Below are 22,340 nucleotides of genomic sequence, written 5' to 3'. Positions count from 1 at the left end.
GTTTTTTATGGGGAACCCGATTCGCTTTAAATTTCGGAATTCCTGAAAGTTTATTTCCTGCTTTATTATTCAATTTAACATCTATCAGCTATGAAGAAAACGATACTATCTCTGACCTTCCTCCTTTGTTCCTTCACCGGATTTGCCCAGATCAAGTATGACACCCTGAGTGTTCAGCAAATCGGGGATGGCATGTATCATTATACCATTGAAGCTCCTTCCGTTCCTTGGACTTTTGATGTGGTTGAAGTGGATTTGACCCGGCCGGATACCAAACTGGAGACCGTTAAAGCTCAGGATACCTTCGGAGGTTATGAACGAACCAGCTCCATGGCACAGCGAAAATCCTATGAAGGCCATCAGGTTATTGCTGCGGTGAATGGTGACTTTTATGGCGGAGGGAATCCGACCAATGCACAGGTTATAAAAGGCGAGATCATAAAAAAGCCCATTAGCAGAGATGTATTTGGATATACTAAAGGAAAAAAGGTGTTCATAAATCCTACCACTTACACCGGAAAGCTTTCTCAGGATGGAAATGAATATGATATCACGGGTGTAAATCAGAGCAGAACAGCGGACGCTTTAGTCTATTACAATCACTATTACGGAGCTTCGACTGGAACCAATGAGTTTGGAACAGAGCTTATTCTAACCGCTCTGGATGAATGGGTAGTTAATGGGGTAGTAAAAGCGGTGGTGAAAGAGAAAACAACCTCGGGAGATGCTGCACTTTCAGATTCAACCTTTGTTTTATCCGGTCACGGAACTTCTAAAACTATACTGGACGGCTTTGAAGCGGGAGATACCGTAGTTGTGCATCACCAACTGATGCCCGGTTTCGATGATATCAAAGAAGTTGTAGGCGGACGCGGGAAATTTCTGAATGATGGAAATAATGAGGGCGACTGGCCGGAACGACATCCCCGTACGGCAGTAGGTTTTAATGCTGATTCAACAAAACTGTATTTACTAACGGTTGATGGCCGGCAAAGTACCAGTGCCGGTATGACGCTGACCGAAATGGGTGAGTTCATGAAAAGATTCGGAGTGCAAAATGCTTTGAATCTTGATGGCGGCGGTTCTACAACTATGGTTGTTCATAATCAGGTAGTCAATGATCCCTCTGACGGAAGCGGAGAACGCGCGGTGGCGAATGCACTGATGGTGGTTTCATTAAAGCAGAAAACGGGAGTACTGGAGCATTTAAAGCTTGATCCCACATTCAAAAAATTATACAGGGGCAATACGTTTACGTTTACAGCCCGGGGAAGCGATGAGAACTACTATCCGGTTGAGCTCGACCCTCAAAAACTGAGCTTTAGCCTGAGCGAGAACTTTACTGCGACCATTGATAGTGAAGGCAATTTTACAGCCGGCGATGCTCCGGATACCGGTTATGTTTATGTCGATTATGAGGGAATGAAAGACACAGCGATGGTTATTGTGAAAGGAATTACCGAGTTCTCTCTTTTCCCCAAATATGCGGCTACTGACAGTTCCTATGAGTTCAGCTTTTTTAATGAGTCCTTTGATTTTGACGGACAAAAACGTGGGGTAAGTAATACAGACATCAGCTGGCAAGTGGGTAGCGAGGAAGTAGGGGAGGTGATTGATGGAACGTTTATTGGTAAAACAGAAGGTACCACGCCCGTAATCGGAACCTATGATGGTATTTCTGATACGGTTGAAGTTGAGGTGCAGATCGGGGGAGGAATTGAAACCGTCAGCGGGTTTGAGGATCTTGAAGGCTGGTCGCTGAGCGGAGAAAATTTAGATCTTCAAAACTCTGAACTCACCGTGGTTGACAGCACGTTTACCGAAGGATCCCACTCCGTTCGTCTGGATTATGAATTTGTATATGACAACGATCCAAATATATGGGCATACCTTGAAACGGATATTCCGGTATTTGGGGTGCCAGATTCCATCAACCTTGATGCAAGATCCGATGGTAAAAGGCATTTAATTGAACTGGAACTGGCAGATAACAACGATGAATTATATACCGTCCGGGTTAAAAAATGGGCCGAAAACACCCAGTTTGACATCTATCCGGCACTAACAAGTGATATTACCCCGGTTGATCCATTCAGCAGTTTCTACTATCCGATCACCATTAAAAAGATTGGCATCAAACTGGCCTCCGATCAGCAAAGCGGTGAAAGATATTCCGGAGCCATTTTCCTGGATAATCTTGAAGTAGTATATCCCAACCGAACGGTAGTTTCTAATGAAAAAACCGGAGATTCTGAGGTTCCGAATGATGTTTCTTTGAACCAGAATTATCCAAATCCTTTTAATCCTACCACCAATATTTCCTTCCGCATTCCGAATGCAAGCCAGGTAGATCTTGATGTGTATGATGTACTTGGCAGAAAGGTAGCTTCTTTAGTGGATCGAAGGCTTAGCGCAGGGAATCACACCGTTAGTTTTGACGCCGGAACACTATCCTCCGGATTATATCTCTACCGGCTTTCAACCAGCGAGGTAAGCATTTCCCGGAAAATGATGCTCATTAAGTAAAGCGAATTCGGGATAAGAAGAAGTAAAAACTCTGACGTCATTGCGAGGAGCCCATAAATCCGAATGTCGGGCTGGATGCATAACGACGCGGCAATCTCCCTGTACCTACATTCCAAGTGGCTTATGGAGATCGCGTCGTCGCCAGGCAAGGGAGTCCTGTTTCACCGTACAACTCCTCGCGATGACCGGGTTTTACAACCAACCACATCCACAGCAGTGCGAGATTCAAATTGGCTCAAAAAGAATCTTAAGCTACACCTTGATGATGATATTCTTCTTTTTCATCCAGGCGGCGAGCAGGTAAAAGAGCACGATCCACATGATTGCATAAAGCAGGGAAGCGTTAATAGGCGAAGCTATAGAGCTGAGAACCACTTCGTAAATCCAGCCTTTGAGGGTATAAGATTCACCGCCATATGAAAACCGGATCATGTTAAATACTCGGGCAATAACTCCACTCAGGAAAAAGACGGTGATGGCATTAATTCCATAAGCCACGCCCCAGTCAGTAAATCGCTGCTTACTTTTTACATCAATAAACCAGTAGCATAATCCGAAAATACACATGGCCTGTCCGCCGGTAAATAAGGTGTAAGAGCTGGTCCATATATTCTTGTTGACAGGGAAAATCCAGCTCCAGGCATATCCAAGAATGATGAGTATGAAGCCCCAAATGAAAAACTGTATGGTTCGCGAAGATTCGGATTCTTTATCACTCATCAACATTCGTCCCGTCCAGATTCCAATCAGGGTTGTTCCAATAGCCGGAAGCGTACTAAGCAAGCCTTCGGGATCCCAGTTTTCCTTCCACATATGGCCGGAGAGTAGCAACTGATCGATATAGGCTGCAAGATTTCCTTCTGCGGTATCAATGGCTCCGGCTCCATAACCGGGAACAGGAATGGCCATCATCAAAATCCAGTAACCGATAAGGAGTCCGCCCAGCGTAAGCATTTGGGTTCTGGGTTTGGTGTAAAGGAACAGGAAAGCTCCCACGGCATAGCAGATAGCAATTCGTTGCAGAACTCCGGGGATGCGAATATCAATCAGGTTCTGGTGGAGTCCGAAATCCGGGATAAATGTAAGATAGGGAAAAGCGGAAAGGGCCAGTCCGAGGACGAATATTTTTGCGGCCCGGATGAGCGTCTTCTTCAACAAATCAGAATCATCGGCACCTTTTGCCTTTGCTTTGGTAAAAGCCAGCACAATGGAAACGCCAACAATGAATAAGAAAAACGGGAATATGAGATCGGTTGGCGTCCATCCATGCCAGGCCGCATGTTTTAAAGGTCCGTATATGTGTGACCATGATCCGGGATTGTTGACCAAAATCATGGCGGCAACGGTAGCACCTCTGAAGAAATCGAGTGAAACGAGCCGTTTGCCTGATGAAATTCCGCTGAGAGTAGTCATAAAGAATATTTAGTGAACGCCAATAGTATAAAAAAAGAAACCAAAGTGGTAATGGAATAATGTGTTAAGTATCTTCGCTCCAATCAATTAAAATAGATGCATGAACATACTGATAGCAGATAGTGGCTCCACCAAAACGGAATGGATTTTAATAGATGATGAAGGGCATAAGGAGTATTTCCATACGGACGGACTGAACCCGTATTTCATGTCGCTTGAGCAACTCATCCATGCCATTGACGAGGGACTGGCACAGGTTTTGGAGAGTAAGCCTGTTGATAAAATCTTTTTTTACGGAGCCGGCTGTGGGACAGAGAAGAGCAAGGAAGTCGTCAGAAAAGGAATCGCTGCCTGTTTCAGTAATGCCGAGATTCAGGTAGATACCGATCTGTTGGCAGCTGCAAAAGCCTGTTTCTGGGATAAGCCGGGAGTGGCTTGTATCTTGGGAACCGGGTCCAACTCGTGCATCTATGACGGGGAAAAGATAGTAAACAAGATACCTTCGCTGGGTTTTACGCTGGGTGATGAAGGCTCGGGCGGATATTTTGGGAAACGCATTTTGAGAAGTTACTACTATAACATTATGCCGGAAGATTTGAGGAATGAACTGGAGCAACGGCACGACATGAGGCTGGATAACATCCTGGAAATGGTGTATAAAAAGCCGAAAGGAAATCGGTTTGTGGCGTCCTTTTCTCATCTGCTGGGTAATTTTGCTGATCATGATTTCATCAAGAATATTGTGCGGAGCGGTTTCGAAGATTTTGCCGATAAGCAGCTGGCCTACTTCGGGGACCTGTCCGGAAAAGAAATCGGCTTTGTAGGATCTATTGCCGCCATTCACCGTGAAACCCTTGAAAGCGTTTTATCAGAAAGAGGGCTGAATTTAAGCGTCATTGTCCGAAAACCAATTGAACGTTTGGTGGAGAACCATCTGAAAGAATCCAAGGCTTAAAGGAAAGAAGAACCTCCAAGCGTCCGCAGGACCTTGGAGCGTTCGGCGGTAAATTAAGCAATCCGATATCTACACGGTCGTATCCCCGCAACGCTTTCAGGACCTGCGGACGCTGAAAGGTTGCTCCGACTGTGATGGCTTTGCCTTTCTAAATTTGGTTTTTTGAGTGGCATAAGACAGATGATCAAGGAGAAGTAATCGGCAATAGCTCCGCCCTTCAGGGCGGGGTAGAAAAAGTAAAATGAAAAGCTTCGCCCTGATGTAGATTAAGTAAAATAGGTGTTCGAAGCTTTGGCTATATGCCTTTAAAGTGGAAAGCCCAACCCTGCGATAAGCATCTAAACTTAATACCTATAGATGCTTGGGTTATCTTCAAATTTCATAATCCCCGTCCTGAAGGACGAAGCTATTTTTATCATGAAACATACTTTTGGGCTTGTTCTTAGAGGCTTTCCTTCAGCTTCAAAATCCGGGACACAGATTCATCAATTCTTTCCTCCGAAATTTCTCCTTCCTCAACAAGTTGCTCCACGGCAGAAATGCAATCCTTGAGTTCCACCTGTTCTTTAAGCAGGTTGTTGCCAAAGCAGAAGATATCGAGGCCTGCTTTTAATCCTTCTAACAGTGATTCTTTGAGGGAATAATGATCGGAAATGGCCCTCATCTGCATATCGTCAGAGATGATCACTCCGCTGAAACCCAGGTTTTTTCTTAACAGATTCTTTAACACATTTCTCGAAAGGGTGGCGGGCACAACTTCATCCATATCATTATGGAAGATGTGTGCGGTCATAATCATAGTGCAAAGCCCTTCATTGATCAGGGTCTCATATGGGTCCAGTTCATTTTCCTCCCATGTGTCTGTGATGTCAACGAAACCGGCGTGCGTATCACCTTCTGCGCTGCCATGTCCGGGGAAATGTTTGCAACAGGTTTGTATGTTTTCCTGCCGATGTCCTTTGATGTAAGCTTGTGCATGCCGTGTTACTTTTTCCGGCGAAGTTCCAAACGATCGTTCTCTCTTTGCAATGATGGAGCTGTCGGGGTTGGAGCTTAAATCAAGCACCGGGGCAAAATTGAGGTTAATACCGGCTTCAGATAGTGTTTTGGCGATATGCCGGGAATGCAATTCAGTGTATTCTTCATCGTCTTTCTCACCTAACTTCTGATGAGAGATGGTTTCGGGAAATCCGTACTCGGGCTTCAGCCGGTTTATAAGTCCGCCTTCCTGGTCAATACCAATTAAAAGAGGGGTTTCGGAAGAAGCTTGTAATGCTTTTGTAAGGCTTCGAACCTGTTCAGGCGACTTGATATTATGAACCGGTTGGTCATGAACCATATCTTTATCAAAGAGAATAACTCCGCCCGGTTTGTGTTCTTTAATCATGTTCAGAACTTCCGAATCTTCAGAGATGTCATTCCCCCTGAATCCCATTAAAAAAAGCTGGCCAATTTTTTCTTTAAGACTTAGTTCGCTTACGGTACTTAGGTTGCTGTTGGGCATGTGCTTGAAGGGGTTTCTATTTTTTACAAGTAGTAATCATTCGTGCCTGAAGTTCAGGTTGAGAATGTATAACTTCAACAGCTTAAAATGAAAAAAAGATCACTCTTATTATGATGAAAAAAGCTCTGCTCGTTCTGCTGGTAAGTTTTTTGGGATATTCAAACGGCTTCACTCAGCATACTAACCAAGTTAAAACCGGAATTGAAGTGTTGGCTGAAAACAACTTCGAATTATTGAAAGGAAAAAGAGTTGGAGTTATCACTAACGCCACCGGAGTCAATGCTGATCTTGTATCTACTGTGGATCTTATTTACAACGCTCCGGGTGTGGAGCTCACGGCTTTATACGGGCCGGAACACGGGGTAAGAGGAGAGTTCGCCGCCGGTGACAAGGTTGATACCTATGTGGATGAAGCAACCGGTGTAACCGTGTTTTCACTATATGGGGCAACCCGCAAGCCAACTCCGGAAATGCTGGAGAATGTGGATGTGCTGGTTTATGATATTCAGGACATCGGCGTTCGTTCGTACACCTACATCAGTACAATGGGGCTGGCCATGGAAGCTGCCGCAGAGCATGACCTTGAGTTTGTGGTGCTCGACCGTCCCAATCCACTGGGTGGGGAAAAGGTGGAAGGCAATATTGTGGAAGAAGGATATTTTTCTTTTGTGAGTCAGTTTCCGGTTCCCTATATCTATGGGCTTACTCCGGGTGAAGTAGCCAAAATGATCAACAAAGAAGGCTGGCTGGCTGATGGCAAACAATGTAGTCTTACCGTTGTGGAAATGGAAGACTGGAACCGCTCTATGACCTTTGATGAAACGGGATTGCCCTGGGTGCCCACATCACCGCATATTCCGCATGAGTATTCCGCTTACTTTTATGTGGCCACAGGTATTATGGGAGAGTTGGGAGTATTCTCGGAAGGTGTTGGATATACGCTTCCTTTCCAGGTGTTTGCCGCTGAGTGGATTGATGAAGGTGAGCTTGCCGACCGCATGAATGCCCTGGATATACCGGGAGTGGTATTTCGCCCCATTGTATTTAAGCCTTTTTATGGAAGGGATCAGGGCAAGACTTTACATGGTGTTCAGATTCATTTCAGCGACTACACGCAGGCTCATTTAATGAAGCTGCAGTTTTGGTTTATGCAGGTTCACAAAGAAATGTATCCGGATAAGGATGTTTTTGAAATGGGCAAAAACCGATGGAGTATGTTTGAGAAAGTTACCGGAACCGATCAAATTAGGATGCTCTTCAGCCAAAACTATAAAGTTTCAGACATCTCGGAATACCTTTCCAAAGATGTAGCCTCCTTCAAAGAGAAATCACAAAACTATTATCTATACAAGTAATTCATGAAGTATTTAAGTTTATTAGCCGCTTTTCTGGTTGTACATTTTACTCCACAATGCCTGCAAGCTCAGGTCGATTCTGTCAGGGTTGATACGGTTCAGGCCGACACTACCATTGCAGTCAGTGATTCCCTTTACCTGAATATTGTAATTCCGGAAACCGATACGGTTACCTACAGTTTTTCGCGATATCGTGTTGCAGCTAACACGAACCCCGCTGCAAATGCATATATAAACGGAAAGCCGGTGAAGGTTTACGAAAGCGGTGCATTCATACATATGATGGAGCACAGGTCGGATACCACTCAAATAGAATTCAGAGTAGAACTGAACGGCGAGGAGCTGACTAAAACCATGTACCTGGTGCGCCCGGAAGCTCCGGAACCAATAGATACCAAGGGAAATGTGATTTCAGACCGGATGATGAAACCAACCAGCGAGCTTTGGCTGGTAACCGGAGAAACACTGGATGTACAATTTCTGGGTACGCCCGGAAAAGAAGTGGTCTTCAATATTGATTACTTCAAGAATAATATCCCCATGAAGGAGGTACCCGAAGAAATTGCCGGTATTGAAGGACTTTACAAAGGAAGCTACACCATAAAACCCGGTGATAAGGTAAAGGACAAACATATCACCTTTAAGATGAAAAAGGGTTTGTTCGGATATGAGAAGAAAAAAAGTGAATATACCGTCAGTTTTAACAACTTCCCCCGCGTTGCGGAAGTGATGGATGAAAATGCCTACCTGAACATTGGCATGGGTACCGACCGCCTCGGGGGAGCTCGTTATGGCTCTCTTGAACCGGGAGTAAAACTCAATATCACCGGTCGTAAAGCTGATAATTACCGGGTACAGTTATCCAAAAGCCTGAGCGCCTGGATACCGGTTCGGTTTGTTGAACTTCAGAATGAGTACACATCCCCGGCCACATCCCTTACAGGAAATATCAGGGTGTCGGGCAGAGATGAATCAGATATGATTACGCTCACGCTCTCTGAAAAGCTACCGTATATCACATATCAGGAATTGGACCCTAATGTGATTATAGTGGATGTATTTGGTGCCACTTCCAACACCAATTGGAAGATTAAGCACAACAGTTCACAAGGCATCAGAAATGTAACCTGGAATCAGGTTGAGGATGACCGCTTCCGGCTGGAGATTGAGCTGAATCACAGCCAGAACTGGGGATATACTGTTGGCTATGGCTGGGGTTCTCAACTGAATGTGGAAGTAAAGAGGCCTCCGGTTGTCACCAATTTCAATAGTCCGCTGGATGGCAGAACTATTTCGGTTGATGCGGGTCATGGCGGTGACAATCGCGGATCGTTAGGAGCTGCCGGTAACCTGGAGAAAGATGTTACCCTGCAGCTGTCTTACCTGGTGAAAGAGCTGCTCGAGGAAAGTGGAGCTACTGTCGTCTTGCCTCGAACCGATGACAGCTACGTGTATATGAGTGAGAGAAAAGAAATTACTCTTGATGAAGATGCTGATCTGCTGGTCAGTATTCATACCAATTCAATTGGGTATGGAAGTGATCCGCTTGACGTAAGGGGAACCGGCTCTTTCTATAAGCATATCGCCTTTAAGCCGCTTGCCGCTATTATGTATGATAAGATGATGGAGCTGGGCTTTAAAGACTACGGGCTGACCGGTAGTTTTAACTTCTCCCTGAATGCGCCCATTGAGTTTCCGAACGTATTGGTAGAAACAGCTTTTATTTCAAACCCGGAAGAGGAGATACTATTGACTGATCCAGACTTCCAGCGAAAGATAGCCGAGCAAATTGTGAAGGGACTCGAAGAGTTTTACCTGCAGCACGGATACCTTGAAACGGTGTCAGATATGCCTGATAAATAGAAGAGATGCTTGGTAATAAGTAAGAGAGTCCTTAAATAATGATAGTTAGATGAGTAAGAATAAGCTTCTGCTTTCGTCCGACCGCTTTAGGAAAGGGTTTAAATTAGCAATACAAGGTTTGGCGGTCTGAAGATTAGAACAGGCATAAGTTAAAACTTAATCTCGTCACGATGCTCTGTCTCAAAATAAGTGCGTTTCTATCTTAAATTCATTCTTAACAATTACTTAATATCTGAGACTGAGCCTCACAACCGGGTGCCGCAGCAGAGCGGCGGCACCAGTTTTAAGTATTTTGTGAGCGGGGATTTTTACTTCAGCAAAGTCATTTTCTTGGAAATGGTACCGGACTTCGTAACCAATCGATAGATATACACTCCACTTGATAGTCTTGAAGCGTCAAACTGAATAGTATGAAACCCTTTTGATTTGACCCCGGAGTAAACGGTGGCTACTTCCCGTCCCAACATGTCGTAGATCTTCAGGTTAACGTCACTCTGTTGGGGCAATCCAAAACTGATGTTAGTGGAAGGATTAAATGGGTTGGGGTAATTCTGCTTCAGCTCAATTTGGTTGGGTACATCTGAAAGAAGCTCATCGTTGGGTTCATTTGAAGTAGCGAGTCCCATTTCAACTGCTCTGAGATCATCAAATACGATAAAACCGGTTGTGGGCTGTCCTTCGGTATAAGTCATCTGGAAACTGTCCAGATACAGGTCGCCGTTCAGCGTTCCGTTCCCATTTACCCATGCAACCACGCTATCCTGACTTAAATCCCAGGAGACTAATTTCCAGCCCAGCCAGTCAACGGTGTACCAGGAACTCCCTTCGAGCTCTCCGTTGCCGTCGCGAAGCATGAACCTGAATTTATTGCCATTCCCATCACCGAATACATAGGTTTGAAGTATAAGATCGTTGGCAAACTTAGGAGTGGTTACACTGCCTCGATATTGACGAATCAGGTTTGCAGTGCTGGTAGTATCCCAGCCGTAATTCACCCTCATAGACTGGCTACTATTTGTCAAAAGATTGACTTCAGTGGTGCTGATTTCCAGGCTTGTTTCTTCGGGGATATAACCGTCCGTGCTTCCGCTTTGAGAGGGCTCCCACCAGGCTGAAATTCCATCTTCAAAATCATCAACAACGGTTTCATTTATAATGTCCTGATCTCCGGTAGGGAAGGTTCGTACTACATCAGATCCGAGACTGTTTCCAACCGTATCACTGATCGATTTGGAGAACGTGAGGGTGTAATTCCGAGATTTATCGAGACGCTCGGAAGGGAAAAAGTTAAGTACACTTCGATTGCCTATGGTATAATAAACGGTTTCACCGGGAACGGTGTAGTCGCTTTTGCTCACTTCGATGGTTTTGTTATCAAAAAGTGCGGTATCCAGTGGCTCATCAAAAGTGGCGCTTATGATAGGCCGGAGTTCGTTCAGCTGTGTATTGGTTGGGCGAATATCAGAAATAGCCGGAGGAATAATATCGACCGGACCGGTCTCGAAGGTAACGATGTAAGAATCACCCTCCGTACCATCAGCATCGCCGTCAATGTTATGAGCATAGGATGATTTGTCGGTAGCCGTAGAATCAATTGTAAGGGTGTAACTGCTTTCAAAGTCAAAATTAGCCGTGGATATACTCAGCTTTTTATCTGAATTCCACGTGAGGGTATAGTCAACATCAGGCGTGAGGGATAATGCGTTTTCTACGGCAGTTCGATCCATAGACCGGCTGAAATTCAGCAGAAGTGCTTCCCCGGGATTAATCTCATCGTCATCCCCTATGGAAGTAGAGGCCACAAAGGGAGGGATATTGGAAACCAATGCCACATCGGTAAAGGTGAAATCGGTAGAAATGATGTTGGTATCAACGGTATCGGTGTAAAATCCTTCCGCTTCAACGATGATTTGAGCGGGCCCGTTTTGAAGGTCTTCTATATAGTAAAAACCGTTTTGCAGATCGCCGGGGTTTGCAGCGTAATTGTTAAACAGGGATTCAAAAGTATCGGTGGTATAGGTAGAGTCGCCAACCGTTACAACGGCCCCATTAATTGGAAGCCCGCCATCAGTATCGGTGATGTACCCGGTAGCAATGCCTACGGGAGGTCGTTCCACATCCAGGTATTCCAGAATAGACCAGAAAAAGGATTGTGCTTCCAGTCGTTTCCAGTCCGCATTTAAATTTCGTTTTTGCTGGGTTGGATTGGTATGAAAACCGGCTTCACTCAATACAGAAGCCATGTTGGTTGTTCTGTTTACAAACAGGTAAGGGAACTGATTGCTGTGATTATCAACAGAGCTGCCCTGATAGAAATTACGGTCGGCCCAATTCCCGATGGTAGGTATTCTCATGGCATCGGTGAGCTCAATTTCCATGATATCGCCCATTTCTTTTCCGCCGTTCGGAGTTTTCTCCACGGTTTGCCCATTTGAACGCCAACCGCCATGTAGAAACAATGTGTTGTTTGCAGTGTTTGAGCCTGCGTTACTGTGAATGGAGTGAAAGAAATCGGCACCGGTAGCATTGGCAAGATCATCTCTCTGAGACAGAGGAACTTGCTGAGAATCACTTGTCCGGCTAATGTACACGGTGTCGATGTCGGTTTGGGTGAGCAGCATTTCACGCAGTGCCAGTCCTACACGAAGTACTTTCTCAGCTTCCGAATAATTGTAAAGACCCATGTTTTCGGTTTGACTGTGCCCCGGATCAAGAAAAATAGAAAAGCCTTCAAGTCCGGTTACGGTCTGGGCTTTAACCGGGGCCGTACTAATAAGTGTTGCAAATGCTAAAAGGGATAGAAAATACTTCATAATGCCGTGTGTGGATGGTTGCTGATTGATTATACGGGACGAATTAATAGCTGATGTTCAGGATATAAATACTTCCATCACCGGGGCTGTCGAAGGCTACTTGGTCACCTTGAGGAGACCAGTCAGGGTTCATAGCTATTATATCCGTTGATGAAGTCAGGTTAATCCGCTCTTCTCCATCAATGCTCAAAGCATATAGGTCTGATTTGGTGTAATTGTGTCCGTCATCCTCGGCTACCATCGCCACCAGGTATTGGCTGTCGGGCGACCATTTTGCCCGGTTGGCTTTACCCAGATCCATAAGGTTGGTTCCGTCAATATTCATTACGAATAAGTTACCGCCGTACACTTCAAAGGCCAGTTTTTTACCATCCGGCGATACTTCCAGGTTCAGGTATTGGGCATCATCAAAAGGGGAGATATTCTCAGTGCTGTTTTCCGGGACTTTACCTTTAGCAATCTGGTTCGACTTCAACACATAAAAAGGTTTGGTGACCGAAGCTTTTTGCTGAGTAGAAACTTCTTTGCCAGAGTCGAACGATTCAATATCATTATCAGAAATAAGCACTACCTGTCGGTCATAATTGGCCCACTTTGGAATGGTTGGCATTTGATCTCTGAACTCCGTCAGCTGTTCAGGTTCGTTACCGTTGGTGTGGTAAATCTTAACAGCGAGTTTCCTTCTTTTATTCTGAAACTCTGAAACCCGGGTTAAAATAGATTCAGAATCAGATGACCAGGAGAAGCCATATCCGGCCGATTCATCTGTAATCTGCTCCATATTTGAACCATCTGCATCTGCTATCCAAAGTCCCTGCTGCCGGGATGAAGTGAAAGCTATTTGGGTTCCGTCAGGTGACCAAACCGGGTTCATAAAATCAGATCCTTCCACACTTATCAATTTTTGGGGATCTCCGTTTGTAGCTGGTTGAGCAATAGCTGTTATGGATAAAGAAATCACCAACAGAAGGGTGGTGATTATAGATGAGATAGAAGAGTTCATATTTTGAATTTTAAACGATTTACAGATCATAGTGGAGTAGGTAAAAATGATGGAATTAGCTGTAAGATGCTACAAGGGAGCGCCTTAAAGGTTTTATTCTTTGTAAAACTATCTTGTAATAAAAATAGGTTTCGATGATTAATTATTCTCTGCTTCCTGCTTGTCTTTTTTCTTTCCAAAGTCAGGATCGATATCCACAAACTTTGTTACAATAAAGATGGGGATGGTGGCAATCATCACCCAGATAAAGAAGTTGAGGTAGCCCAGCCATTCCTGCATAAAACCGCTTATAGATCCGGGAATTAACATCCCCAGGGCCATAAATCCGGTTCCGAATGCATAGTGAGCCGTTTTGTTCTCGCCCTGAGCTACATAAATCAGGAACATCAGGAAGGCGGCAAAGCCAAACCCATATCCAAATTGTTCAATGGCTACAAAAGCACTGATTAAAGTATAGGATTCCGGCTGGAAGTAGGCCAAAATTACATACACCAGGTTGGGCACGTTCATAGCAATAAGCATAGGCCAGAGCCAGTATTTAAGTCCTTTTCTTGAAATAACCACCCCACCGATAATGCCACCTATGGTCAGGGCAATCACGCCTATGGTACCGTAGATGAATCCCAAATCAGAAGTGGAAAGGCCAAGTCCGCCGGCTTTAATTTCATCCAAAAAGAAAGGAGGCCCCATTTTCACGAGCTGACCTTCCGCAAACCGGTAAAACAGGATAAAAGCAAGTGCTACCCAGATTTGTTTCTTCTTAAAGAAATCGATGAATACCTTGAAAAAAGCTGCCAGTTGTTCTTTGGGGCTGTCATATTCTTCGGCATAGTCACCGGCCGGCTTGGGAATAGAAAGGGTGTGGTAGAGGGCAAAAACCGTCATAACCACAGCCAGGATACCAAAGGTGACGGCCCAGGCATAATCCACATCGGTTCCGCTTTCAATAAGGTAACCGGCTAAAATAACCAGCGCCCCTTTACCGCTTATAATGGCAATGCGATAGAAGGTAGATCGGATCCCTACAAAAAAGGATTGCTTCTCTTCATTAAGCGCAATCATATAAAAACCGTCTGCGGCTATATCATGTGTTGCGGAAGCCAGGGCCAGTAGATAAAGCACGATAAGGCTGAAGGCAAAGAATGAAGGAGTGAGCAATACAAGAGCCACACCGGCAAAGGCGGCTCCCATCACAAACTGCATGCCTATGGTCCACCAGCGCTTGGTTTTGGTGTTCTCCACCAGTGGACTCCAGAATGGCTTAATAATCCACGGCAGGTAGAGCAAACTGGTGTATAAACCAATCTCGGCATTAGAGATGTCCAGGTTTTGATACATGATTACCGAAACCTCTACCACCATGATGTAGGGGAGCCCTTGAGCGTAGTAGAGAGAAGGAATCCAAAACCATGGATTCTTTTTTAGCTTAGCTATTAAATTCATATGCCGATGTTGATTTCATGGTTAAGCTTCAAAATGTCGAAGTCGGAATTATAGGTAAAAAAAAAGCGAAAGAAATATCTCTTTCGCTTTTAAATGTTTAAAAATGTCAATCCAGCTCTTTCCAGCGCACGAAGGCTTCCATCGCTTCGTACTCGGCCAGCCCCAGCTTGTCGTAGAGTTCGGCGGTTCCGCGGGTACGGTCGTCGGCACGCTGCCAGAATTCCCGCTTGTCGGTTCCGGGGAACAGAGGTCGGTCTTTCTGCGACTGATGCTTGAAGATGGCTTTACGCTTGCGGTCTGTTTCTTCGGGGCTGAGTGGCACCGCCATTTCGATGTCCTCAATATCCCATTCCTGCCAGGCACCGCGGTATAGCCATGTCCAGCACTCTTGCATCCAAGGCTCATCCTTCAGTTCACGCAAAGCGGTGAAAACAGCATCCAGACACACCCGGTGCGTGCCGTGTGGATCAGATAAGTCACCCGCTGCATAAATCTGATGGGGCTTCACCTGCTGTATAATATTTTTGGTGATCTCAATGTCTTCAGGGCCAATAGGCTTCTTACGGACTTTCCCGGTTTCATAAAACGGAAGATCCAGAAAGTGCATATTCTCATCGGGGATGCCCACATACCGGCAGGCAGCTTTGGCTTCTCCGCGGCGAATCATTCCCTTAATGGTTTTCACTTCATCGGAATCCACTTCGCCGGGTTTCTTATTCTTGATGGAAGCTCTTACTTCCTCAAAAAGCTCAGCTGATTCTTCATTCTCCAATCCAAAACTTTCGTGGTAATCGGTAACGAAATCGGCAAAACGAATGGCTTCATCATCAAAAACGGCGATGTTACCGGACGTCTGGTAGGCTACATGAACTTCATGTCCCTGATCTACCAGGCGGATAAAGGTACCGCCCATGGAAATTACGTCGTCATCCGGGTGGGGACTGAAAATAAGTACGCGCTTTTTGCCGGGTGATTTTCTTTCCGGACGGTAGGTGTCGTCTTCGTTAGGTTTACCACCGGGCCATCCGGTAATGGTGTGCTGAATCTCGTTAAAAATGCGGATGTTTACATTATAAGCGCGGCCAATGTCAATCAGTACATCGTTCATGCCATGCTCACTGTAATCTTCGTCCGTAAGCTTGAGGATTGGTTTCTCCAGATAGAGGCTTAACCATACCACCGCTTTTCTAAGCAGCTCGTCTGTCCAGTCAATAGGGCCGACCAGCCACGGAGTTTTGGTTCGTGTAAGTTCTGCCGAAGAAGCATCATCGAGGAGGAATTCTACATTCTCGTGCTTCTGCAGGAAGGTAGCCGGAATCTGGCTGGTGATGTCCCCTTCAATAGCCTTTTGTACAATCTTGGCTTTGCCTTCGCCCCAGGCCATCAGGAAGATGCGGTCGGCTTTCATAATAGTTCCAACCCCCATGGTGATGGCGCGGCGGGGAACATTTTCCACCCCAAAGAAACCGCTGGCGGCATCTAATATCGTCAGGCTGTCTAAAGCAATGAGGCGGGTTTTAGAATTGATGGATGAACCGGGCTCATTAAAACCAACGTGACCGGTTCGCCCGATACCCAGAATCTGGATATCCAGTCCGCCAAGGGCATCAATTTTCTCTTCGTATTTTTGGCAAAAATCGTACACGTCTTCCCGATCCAGTGTGCCATCGGGGATGTGGATATTTTCTTCTTTGATGTCTACATGGTCGAAGAGATACTCGTGCATAAAATGGACATAACTGTGAATGGAGTCCGGCTCCATCGGGTAGTATTCGTCCAGGTTGAAGGTGACTACATTCTCGAAACTCAGCCCTTCCTCTTTATGCATCCGCACCAGCTCATCATACAGCTGGGTTGGAGTGGAACCGGTTGCAAGTCCCAGTACCGCTTGCTCACCTTTGGCCGCTTTATCTCGGATCAGTGAAGCAATTTCATCAGCGGCATATTTAGAAGCGATTTTGGCCGTATCAAAAACATTGGCAGGCACTTTCTCATACTTTTCAAACTCAGGGCGGATGAGTGGACTGGAAGACATAAACAATAATTGATTAGATGTTAATTTCGATGCAAAGCCCGCTTAAAGACAGCAGGTCTGAAAAAGATAGAACCCGCAAAATAACGCTTAAAATGATTAATTCAATACGATGTTGGGCAGTTTTACCTAAAGCAACAATTTGTTAACATAATGTGTCCCTTATGTATAGATGAGGCGCCTGGTGATTTTGAGGATGCTGAATTTGGTATACTTCCTCGCTCGGAATGGATCCGGATATTTGGTTGTCATCATGAAATGGATTCGGGATCTTTAGTGGCATTTTAATTAAACAAGTACCAACCACGTGATAGACACCCATTCCCATATATACCTCCCTAAATTTGATGAAGACCGTGCTGAAGTAAACCGGCGAGCAGCAGAAGCCGGAGTGAAAGCCATATTCATGCCGGCTATCGATTTCGATTCGCTGGGGCAGATGAACAAACTGAGTCATTCTGAAATTGATTTCTACAAAATGGCGGGCATACACCCCTGCGATGTGGAGAGCCTGCCGGATGATTTTGAAGAACAACTGTTCGGGCTTTGTTCAAAAGAAGATATCTACGGAGTGGGAGAAACCGGGCTGGATTATTACTGGAGTACCGATCATGTGGAGGAGCAAAAGCGAAGCCTTCGCCTGCATTGTAAGGTGGCAAAGCAGGTTCAAAAGCCAATTATTATCCATAACCGGGAGAGTACCGATGATGTGCTGGATATCCTGGAAGAGGAGCAGGATGGTAGCCTGACCGGCATCTGGCACTGTTTTAACGGAACGGCGGAAGAAGGCAGACGGGCCATCGGGTTTGGATTTCATATCGGGATCGGCGGCGTGGTGACCTTTAAAAACGGGGGAGTGGATACAACTGTAGCTCAGCTCCCGCTGGAAAAGATGGTGTTGGAAACCGATGCTCCGTATCTGTCGCCCACCCCAAAGCGCGGCAAACGCAACGAACCGGCCTTCATGAAATACACTGCCCAAAAGCTTGCCGACATTTTTGATCTGAGCCTGGAAGAAATAGACACCAAAACCACGGAGACGGCGAAGCGGTTATTTGGGATTTGATTGCCGTTGAAAATGAGGGGTAAGGTATTATCTTAGGAGAGCGTAAAAGGGTGTTATGCAAAAAAACTTTAACACTATTGAATCAAAGTTGTTTTGGCAAAGGATACGGCACTTATAGTTGTTGATATGCAAGTTGGCGTTTTTAATGAAGCGACTATCCCGGCAGTTTTTGAGTCTGAAAAGTTACTTTCAAACGTATCGCGATTGATAGAGAAAGCAAGAAATGCGGTGATCCCAATTGTATTCATTCAACACAATGGAGGAAAAGGACATCCTTTAGAGCAGGGTACAAACGATTGGCAGATCCACCCCGGTCTGGATATCACAAATGATGATTTTACTGTACAAAAGCATACTCCTGATTCATTTTATGATACAAACCTTAAAGGCATATTAGATTCAAATAAAATTAGCAGAGTGATAATAGCTGGAATCCAGACCGAATATTGTATAGATACTATTTGTAGGAGGGCATTTAGTCTTGGCTATGACGTGACATTGGTTAAAGATTCTCACAGCACCTGGAATACTGACGACCTTACTGCATCGCAAATAATTGAGCATCATAATTCTTTACTAAATGAATGGTTTGTATCACTAAAGGCAGAAAACGAGATTGAGTTTAGCCATTTTTAAATTGATGTCCTGCTGCTTATCGCTGGGCTGTTATGCTTTAAACCAAAAACCATGAGCCAAATCAAATTCAAGGGTATACCAACTTTCAGAATCTTCAACTATAATGAAGCTGTTGAGTTCTATATTAATTTCCTTGGATTTACTATTGATTGGGAACATCGTTTTGCTCCATCAGAACCGGTGTATATGCAGATTTCAAGAAATGAGCTAACTCTGCATCTTTCCGAAAACAAGAGATTTCAAACAGGGGTAATAATATTTATCGACACCAAGGGCATTGAAGAATTTCACAATGAATTAGTCGAAAGAAACACCGCTAAATCTATTCCCGAGGTTTCAGAAACTGATTGGCAAACTTTGCAAATGGAAATTGAAGATCCCTTTGGAAATTTATTAAGATTCAACGAAACAATATGAGAGTAGATTCAAAGATCTAATTAATTAAAAAAAAGCGCTTTAACGACGGATTCAGGTATGGTTCGAACATAGGTTTAGTCTGGGAACAGGATTCAATTGGGAATTAATATAACCCATCCTTTATTCGAGGGAGAAAAATACTTACAAGTCAAGAATGCTTCTTACCTGCTCCTTGTAGGTTTGTCCAATCGGCAAGCTACGTCCTGAGATTTCAATCTGATTTCCTTCTATACTTTTAATTTTTTCTCTCGATACCAGATATGAGCGATGAATCCTTATGAATGTATTTTTTGAAAGCTTTTCTTCGATCTCAGATAATTTTTGAGGGGTTATATATTCCATGTTCTCTACAAAAATTTTGGAATAGTTTCCCGATGCCTCAACAAACAGTATGTCATCCTCAGATATCTGGTATTGTTTGTTTTCACCCTTTACTTTCACAAAAAGCTGAGAATCTTTGGAATCAGATGATTTAAAGCCCACATGGATATCCTCATTATCTTGCAGGTTCTCAGAGGCTTTATTTATTGCTTTCATAAACCGTTCAAAAGAGAAGGGTTTCAGCAAATAGTCACATACATTCAAATCAAAACCTTCAATCGCAAACTCCCGGTGGGCAGATGTAACGATTATTTGAGGGGGTTTAGAAAGGGAACGTAAAAATTCAAACCCGGAGATCTCCGGCATATTTATATCCAGAAAGATCAAATCTATGCTTGTTTTGAACAATGTCTCATAAGCCTGCTTCACGTTGTAGCAATTCCCTTTTTTGGTTAAATGAGGAAGGCTCTGGCAGTATTTTTCAATAATCCCGTGGGCAATGGGTTCATCATCTATGATCAGGTACTTAATCATCGCAGGTTAATTGTTAGATTCGCAGTAAACAAACGTTCATCTTTTTGGAGTGCTAATTGATGTTTCTTGGGATAGATGAGTTTTAGCCTCTTTTTCAGGTTGGTTAAACCGATGCCTGATTTAGTGGTGTCTTTTTTTCTTTTGAAATTATTTTTGACCAGAAAATTCAGTGTTCCGTTTTCAGCTTTTAGGTAAATATGTATAAAGGCATTTTCAATGAGCTGCTCAGCCCCATGTTTAAACGCATTTTCAACAAAAATACTCAATATCAGCGGGGCAATTAATTCATTCTCATTTTCAATTTCGCTGGAAAAGGAAATATCAACTTTCTTATGAAAACGTATTTTAAAGAGTTCAATATATTTTTCCAGATACTCTACTTCTTTTTTTAATGACACCCGCTCATCACTGCTGTCATAGATTACATACCGCATAATCTCAGAAAGCTTCAGAATTACATCGGGCGCCTTTTCTGATTTACCAACTGTTAAGCCATACAAATTATTCAGGGTATTAAAGAAAAAATGAGGATCAACTTTACTTTTCAATAAGGCCAATTCAGCTTTCGCATGCTCATTTTTAAGCTGCTGATAAGATTCCCAGCGATCATAAACCTGGGTGAAAATAACCCCGGTCAGTGTTCCCCAAAACAAAACCGCAAAAGTCCAGAAATAGACTTCATATTGCAGCAGTTTTTCTTGCTCCAGCTGTTGCTTGTACTCCGCCATCCCGATAATAGATACAATCAGAAGGGTGATTGTAAATATGGTTCGCCTGTATGTTGGCCAAAATTTCATCTGCTTAAAGTACTTCCCAAAGTCTTATGGGGCAAAGATTATGTACGAATTCATGCTGATAGTTTATGAACCACCGGCCAGACATGTTGAACTGAGTCTGAAACTTGTGAAGTGTTTTCTACCCTTGGTGGGAGCTAATCTGTCCAGAATAATTTTAGAATAAAGAATGAGCTGATACCATTCGGAGCAATCATCAACTAAATAAACTGATATGAGAGCATGTATTGTATTAATAGTCATAGTAAGGGCCCTATCTGGATGTCAGAATAATGATAGTTCTCATCCCCTTTTAATTGAAGATTTATCTGAGCAAAAAGCCGAATATCAGCAACAAATTGTCGGGCATTTATCCGGTGAATACACGCTGGCTAATAACACTACTATTGTAAGCCGCTGGTCTAAAGAAGAACGCAAGTTAACAGGAAGGTATTTAAAAGAGCTGCTTTTGCAATTGAAAATTGAACCACAAGAGCAACACTATAAGTCACCCAACCTCAATCCCGCTATTGATTTGATCATCGGCCCATTTCGTGGGACTAACGTGTATGGTATTCTTCCCGCTACCCAATCCAGCAATGAATACATTATTCTTGGGGCGCATTATGATACGGGAAAGAGAAATGCTCCGGGAGCCATTGATAATGCCACTGGAATTGCCCTCATTTACAGCGTTGTACAAGAAGTTGCTGAAATGAAATACAGAGACAAAAATATTGTTGTGGTATTTTTTGACCAGGAAGAGGAAGAACTGATCGGGAGCGGAGCCTTTCTGAATCTCATCAAAGAAGAACAATGGAATATACACTCCGTGCATTGTTTTGATATGGTTGGCTGGGATGAGGACCAGGATAAAGCGATGGAGATCTTTTCTCCATCTGAATCGTTACGGTCAATCTATAAAGAAACCGCTGCTGCTCACAATATCCCAATTCATGAAATAGTCATTGATCCGATTGGATACGAGGTAAGCTCAACAGATTTTGATGCTTTTGTTCCCGGTGGCTACCACGTGATCGGAGCCGGTGAATTATTTTATCACCGCGATTCCACTCCTTACAAAGACACCCCCAAAGACACCTTTGAAACAGTAGATTTTAGCTACTTATTGTCAAGCTCAAATCTTGTGGCAGAGATTATTAAAAAACTGGTGATGTGATGAAAAATTTAACGAGTCAATTGATCAACACACTTCATCAAAACCGGCTTTTTAGTATATGCTTGGGCCTTTCGCTTACATATTTTATCCACAAAGGTATAGTCTATGCCCTGATCGGAAGTTTTGTGCCTTTGCTGTTCATACTTACAATTTTGAGCCTGATTTTATTTAGCCTTAAAAAATCACCCACTGCTTTCGAAAGAAGTATGGGGTTATGGTCTTCTTTAATCATCCTTTGGTCAACAATAAGGCTCTCGCTGAGTATGATTAACCTGTTCGTAAAACCGGTTCCGGAAGGTCATATAGATGGGCAACTGGGACCAATGAGCATTTTGCTTAGCGTAGCTTTTTTATTTGCAGGCACCTATATATGGAAGGATAGAAAGAGAATAATTTCAAGTAACGCATATAACATTTAGCCTTCCCGGCTGACCGGGCCAGCCTGGATGGGTGCCATGGAACTTGATTGAAAGGAATTAATTTCGCTACTTCTATAAATTTTTAAA

At 44.0% G+C, this 22,340-nt stretch carries 16 protein-coding genes; 8 read left to right on the top strand and 8 right to left on the bottom strand.

Going from position 1 to position 22,340, the window contains the following annotated elements; genetic code table 11:
• The first annotated feature begins 90 nt into the window (after positions 1 to 90).
• Entirely contained in the window at positions 91 to 2,526 is a 2,436-nt protein-coding gene (locus NM125_RS10420) for a phosphodiester glycosidase family protein (protein ID WP_255134860.1), read from the top strand.
• 252 nt (positions 2,527 to 2,778) lie between these two features.
• Here NM125_RS10420 and NM125_RS10415 read toward each other — a convergent pair whose 3' ends face one another.
• Positions 2,779 to 3,939: an acyltransferase family protein gene (locus tag NM125_RS10415; RefSeq protein ID WP_255134859.1), complete on the bottom strand. Its 1,161-nt coding sequence runs from the start codon at positions 3,937 to 3,939 to the stop codon at positions 2,779 to 2,781.
• A 100-nt stretch (positions 3,940 to 4,039) separates the two neighbouring features.
• Here NM125_RS10415 and NM125_RS10410 point away from each other — a divergent pair, with 100 nt between their 5' ends.
• A complete protein-coding gene (locus NM125_RS10410) occupies positions 4,040 to 4,894 on the top strand; it encodes a BadF/BadG/BcrA/BcrD ATPase family protein (protein ID WP_255134858.1) in 855 nt (284 codons plus the stop codon).
• 442 nt (positions 4,895 to 5,336) lie between these two features.
• On the opposite strand, the gene NM125_RS10405 is transcribed toward NM125_RS10410, so the two are convergent.
• Positions 5,337 to 6,398 carry a glycoside hydrolase family 3 protein gene (locus NM125_RS10405; protein ID WP_255134857.1) on the bottom strand — a complete coding sequence of 354 codons (1,062 nt, stop codon included), beginning with the start codon at positions 6,396 to 6,398 and terminating at the stop codon, positions 5,337 to 5,339.
• A gap of 107 nt (positions 6,399 to 6,505) precedes the next feature.
• Between NM125_RS10405 and NM125_RS10400 the strand changes: the two genes are divergently transcribed.
• Both NM125_RS10400 and NM125_RS10395 read left to right on the top strand, forming a co-directional pair.
• Positions 6,506 to 7,753, top strand: a complete 1,248-nt coding sequence (locus NM125_RS10400; RefSeq protein WP_432419288.1) for an exo-beta-N-acetylmuramidase NamZ family protein — start codon at positions 6,506 to 6,508, stop codon at positions 7,751 to 7,753.
• 3 nt (positions 7,754 to 7,756) lie between these two features.
• Positions 7,757 to 9,616, top strand: a complete 1,860-nt coding sequence (locus NM125_RS10395; protein ID WP_255134855.1) for an N-acetylmuramoyl-L-alanine amidase — start codon at positions 7,757 to 7,759, stop codon at positions 9,614 to 9,616.
• A gap of 308 nt (positions 9,617 to 9,924) precedes the next feature.
• Here NM125_RS10395 and NM125_RS10390 read toward each other — a convergent pair whose 3' ends face one another.
• The 4 genes from NM125_RS10390 to nagB all read right to left on the bottom strand — a co-directional run bounded on the left by NM125_RS10390 (position 9,925) and on the right by nagB (position 16,910).
• A complete protein-coding gene (locus tag NM125_RS10390; protein WP_255134854.1) occupies positions 9,925 to 12,429 on the bottom strand; it encodes an N-acetylmuramoyl-L-alanine amidase in 2,505 nt (834 codons plus the stop codon).
• Between the two features lie 43 nt (positions 12,430 to 12,472).
• Positions 12,473 to 13,432, bottom strand: a complete 960-nt coding sequence (locus NM125_RS10385) for a hypothetical protein (protein ID WP_255134853.1) — start codon at positions 13,430 to 13,432, stop codon at positions 12,473 to 12,475.
• 138 nt (positions 13,433 to 13,570) lie between these two features.
• Positions 13,571 to 14,875: an MFS transporter gene (locus NM125_RS10380; protein ID WP_255134852.1), complete on the bottom strand. Its 1,305-nt coding sequence runs from the start codon at positions 14,873 to 14,875 to the stop codon at positions 13,571 to 13,573.
• 106 nt (positions 14,876 to 14,981) lie between these two features.
• Complete coding sequence (gene nagB / locus NM125_RS10375) at positions 14,982 to 16,910, bottom strand: glucosamine-6-phosphate deaminase (RefSeq protein WP_255134851.1); 1,929 nt, start codon at positions 16,908 to 16,910, stop codon at positions 14,982 to 14,984.
• A 304-nt stretch (positions 16,911 to 17,214) separates the two neighbouring features.
• Here nagB and NM125_RS10370 point away from each other — a divergent pair, with 304 nt between their 5' ends.
• From NM125_RS10370 to NM125_RS10360, 3 genes are all read left to right on the top strand, one after another.
• A complete protein-coding gene (locus NM125_RS10370; protein WP_255134850.1) occupies positions 17,215 to 17,973 on the top strand; it encodes a TatD family hydrolase in 759 nt (252 codons plus the stop codon).
• 93 nt (positions 17,974 to 18,066) lie between these two features.
• A complete protein-coding gene (locus NM125_RS10365; protein ID WP_255134849.1) occupies positions 18,067 to 18,609 on the top strand; it encodes a cysteine hydrolase family protein in 543 nt (180 codons plus the stop codon).
• A 51-nt stretch (positions 18,610 to 18,660) separates the two neighbouring features.
• A complete protein-coding gene (locus NM125_RS10360) occupies positions 18,661 to 19,026 on the top strand; it encodes a glyoxalase superfamily protein (RefSeq protein ID WP_255134848.1) in 366 nt (121 codons plus the stop codon).
• 141 nt (positions 19,027 to 19,167) lie between these two features.
• Here NM125_RS10360 and NM125_RS10355 read toward each other — a convergent pair whose 3' ends face one another.
• Positions 19,168 to 19,881, bottom strand: a complete 714-nt coding sequence (locus tag NM125_RS10355; protein WP_255134847.1) for a LytR/AlgR family response regulator transcription factor — start codon at positions 19,879 to 19,881, stop codon at positions 19,168 to 19,170.
• Positions 19,878 to 20,678 carry a sensor histidine kinase gene (locus tag NM125_RS10350; protein ID WP_255134846.1) on the bottom strand — a complete coding sequence of 267 codons (801 nt, stop codon included), beginning with the start codon at positions 20,676 to 20,678 and terminating at the stop codon, positions 19,878 to 19,880. Before NM125_RS10350 ends, NM125_RS10355 begins: the two co-directional genes overlap by 4 nt.
• Before the next feature lie 211 nt (positions 20,679 to 20,889).
• Between NM125_RS10350 and NM125_RS10345 the strand changes: the two genes are divergently transcribed.
• Positions 20,890 to 21,834: a M28 family metallopeptidase gene (locus tag NM125_RS10345; RefSeq protein WP_255134845.1), complete on the top strand. Its 945-nt coding sequence runs from the start codon at positions 20,890 to 20,892 to the stop codon at positions 21,832 to 21,834.
• Positions 21,835 to 22,340: the final 506 nt, after the last annotated feature.

Source organism: Gracilimonas sediminicola (genome assembly GCF_024320785.1).
Taxonomy (GTDB): Bacteria; Bacteroidota; Rhodothermia; order Balneolales; family Balneolaceae; genus Gracilimonas; species Gracilimonas sediminicola.
This window is presented reverse-complemented; position numbering and strand designations above follow the sequence as displayed.